The sequence below is a fragment of the Vibrio sp. 1978 genome (assembly GCF_033344345.1).
Genome location: NZ_JAWPOP010001044.1, coordinates 1 through 514, shown reverse-complemented (window position 1 = coordinate 514; position 514 = coordinate 1). Strand labels below are relative to the sequence as shown.

General features: G+C 44.4%; 1 pseudogene. It reads left to right on the top strand.

Going from position 1 to position 514, the window contains the following annotated elements:
• A pseudogene (locus R8N49_RS30565) lies at positions 1-199 on the top strand (HAD family phosphatase); the annotation flags it as partial.
• Between the last annotated feature and the right edge of the window lie 315 nt (positions 200-514).

The following is a 514-nucleotide window of genomic DNA, read 5'->3' as shown; positions in this document are numbered from 1 at the left end:
GAACCGTCTGGATGTAGAGCCAAGCCAATGTTTGGCCTTTGAAGATTCCAATAATGGTGTTCGCGCCGCTGTAGCGGCAAACATGGTCACTTATCAAATTCCGGACTTGGTCGAACCTTGCGATGAGGTGAAACAATTTGGTCACGCTATCGTGCCTTCACTGCACGAAGTATTAGCCGAGCTTAAACAGACTCGCTAACCCTCCTCTTAATACGTTCCAAAGCTCAACGTCGACGTTGGGCTTTCTCTTAGTTTCTTACCCATCTCATATTCCCCCTCTTAATTGAATCGACTCCCTCAACCTACACGAATTGAGAATTGAGCCAGTTCACGCCACGAAAGAAAATCAGGTTGTTCAGTGATCAATCAGTGGAACGAACCAGTACAAGTTTGCAACAAATCGTCAATATACCGTTTGAAGCACGTTTTTCGGGTCAAAACTGGCTGATAATGAGAACTATTGGACAAAAAAGTCCAAGTCAGCCCAAAACAACAAAATGGAGAGTGTTATATG